This window comes from Serratia sp. (in: enterobacteria) (assembly GCF_046715635.1).
GTDB lineage: Bacteria > Pseudomonadota > Gammaproteobacteria > Enterobacterales > Enterobacteriaceae > Chania.
In genome coordinates this window covers 1-2,744 of record NZ_JBKJYW010000451.1, presented here as the reverse complement: position 1 = coordinate 2,744, position 2,744 = coordinate 1, and the positions used below count along the sequence as shown (strand labels likewise).

Sequence of the window (2,744 nt, the reverse complement as noted above, 5' to 3'; positions counted from 1 at the left end):
TCGGTGAAAACCCAGGTGGTGATCTCCCCTGAGGACGACATCGAACTGCGGCGCTTAACCTTGGTGAACCGGGGTAAGCAGCCGCGGATCATTGAGATCACCAGCTATGCTGAGGTGGTGCTGGCCCCGGCCAGCAACGACTTGGCCCACCCGGCGTTCAGCAATCTGTTCGTACAAACCGAGCTGTTGCCGGAACAGGATGCCATTCTGTGTCATCGCCGTCCGCGTGAGCCGAAAGAAAAATCGCCGTGGTTGCTGCATATGATGTCGGTACAAGGTTCCAGCAGCAAAACGTCCTTTGAAACCGACCGGGCCAAGTTTATCGGCCGTGGCCGCACGGCAGCCAACCCGCAGGCGCTGTATCAGAATCAACCTCTGACCAATAGCGCCGGACCGGTGATCGATCCGATCATCGCCATCCGTCAGCGGATCCGGCTGGAACCCAACGTGCCGCTGACGCTGGATATCTTCTACGGTGTGTGTGAAGACCGCGCCACCAGCCTTGCGATATTGGAGAAGTACCGCGACCGCCATATGGCCGACCGTATTTTCGAACTCGCCTGGTCGCACAGCCAGGTGGTGTTGCGCCAGTTGAACGCTAACGAAGAAGACGCCAATCTGTTTAACCGTCTTGCCAGCGCGGTGGTTTTCCCGGCACAGGAAATGCGTGCCGCCAGCAATGAAATCATCAATAACCGCCGCGGGCAGTCCGGCCTGTGGGGCTATTCGATTTCCGGCGATCTCCCGATCGTGCTGCTGTCCGTCACCGACAGTGAGAATATCGGGCTGGTGCAACAGCTCATTCAGGCACACAACTACTGGCGGTTGAAAGGATTGCTGGTCGACCTGGTGATCCTCAATGAGGATTCCGGCGGTTACCGGCAAGATCTGCAAAATCGGATCATGGGGCTGATCGCCGCCGGGATGGAGTCTTCCCTGACGGACAAGCCCGGAGGGATCTTCGTACGCTCCAGTGAACATATGTCACCGGAAGATCACACCTTGCTGCTGAGCGTAGCGCGGATCTATCTGGATGACCGCCGCGGTGGACTGACGGAGCAACTCAACCAAAGGTTGCAACTGCCGCAAACGCTGCAACAGCCATTGGGGCCGCCGACCGCCTCCTCCAAACTGGCTACTATGGCCAATTTGCCGCGTAATCTGCATTCGCCACAGTTGCCGATCATCGACAAGCTCCAGTTCTACAACGGGTTTGGCGGATTCTCGGAAGATGGCAGCGAATATGTGATCGTCATGAACGAAAGCAAGGTGACGCCGGCTCCGTGGTCAAACGTTATCGCCAACCCGATGTTCGGCTCGGTGATCTCTGAAAGCGGCCAAGCCTACACCTGGTATGAGAATGCACATGAATACCGCTTGACGCCTTGGGATAACGATCCGGTCAGCGATCGCAGCGGCGAGGCTTTCTATCTGCGCGATGAAGAGAGTGGCCACGTCTGGTCACCCACGCCGCTGCCCGCCCGTGGGCGCGGTCATTACCTGACGCGTCACGGCTTTGGTTACAGCGTGTTTGAACACCGGGAAGGCGGTATCGACAGCCAGTTGACGATGCTGGTTGCTAAAGACGCCCCGGTGAAACTTTTCCTGTTGACGCTCACCAACACTTCTGGCCGTACGCGGAAGCTCTCGACTACCGGCTATGCCGAGCTAATCCTCGGTGATTTGCGCCAAAAATCAGCGATGCACGTGGTCACCCGTGTGGCCACACCGCCTGACGGTTGTGGCATCCTCGCCACCAACCATTACACCAGCAGCGGATCGCAACGTACCGCGTTCTTCGGCGTTACCGGCGTCCATTGTTCAGTCACTGGCGATCGGCGGGAATTCATTGGCCGTAACGGTTCGTTGGCCGCTCCTGCCGTACTTAAGCTGCGGCGGTTATCCGGCAAGACCGGTGCCGGGTTGGATCCCTGTGGCGCAGTGCAATCGGCCATCAGCATGATCGATGGCGATCAGCGCAGCTTTGTGTTTGCGCTTGGCCTGGGACAAGATGCTGACGAAGCCGAATCCCTGCTGCGCCAATATCTCAACGAGGAGGCTTTGCAACACGAATTGCAGCAGGTTGATGCCCATTGGGACAAGATCCTCAACAAGGTGCAGATCGGTACGCCTCATCCAGCGGTTAACCTGCTGGCTAACGGCTGGTTACTGTATCAAACCCTCTCCTGCCGCATTCACGCACGCAGCGGTTATTACCAGTCCGGCGGCGCATTTGGCTTCCGCGATCAGCTCCAGGATACCTTGGCCCTGACGCATGCCTTGCCTGAGCGGATGCGTGAGCAGATCCTGCTGTGTGCGTCGCGCCAGTTTGTTGAGGGCGACGTTCAGCACTGGTGGCATCCACCGCAGGGCAACGGGGTACGCACCCGCTGCTCCGATGATTACCTGTGGTTGCCGCTGGCGATTTGCCACTACCTCGACGCGACCGACGATTCATCGATCCTCGAAGAACAGGTGGGTTATCTGGAGGCCCGTATACTGGCACCGGGTGAGGAGTCTTCTTATGAACAGCCTGGTATCAGCTCGAAACAGGAAAGCCTGTATCTGCACGGGGCCAGGGCGCTGAAGCATGGCCTGACCTTTGGCGAGCATGGCTTGCCGCTAATGGGGGCCGGTGACTGGAACGACGGCATGAACATGGTGGGGTTGGAAGGCCGGGGTGAGAGCGTTTGGCTGGGCTTCTTCCTGTTCTATATTCTGCAACGTTACGGCAAACTGGCCAC

At 58.2% G+C, this 2,744-nt stretch carries 1 protein-coding gene; it reads left to right on the top strand.

All coding sequences use genetic code 11. The features are described 5' to 3' along the window. Window positions 1-2,744, top strand: a 2,744-nt coding sequence (locus ACLQ7H_RS23425; RefSeq protein ID WP_411754735.1) for a GH36-type glycosyl hydrolase domain-containing protein, incomplete at both ends; no start/stop codon positions are given.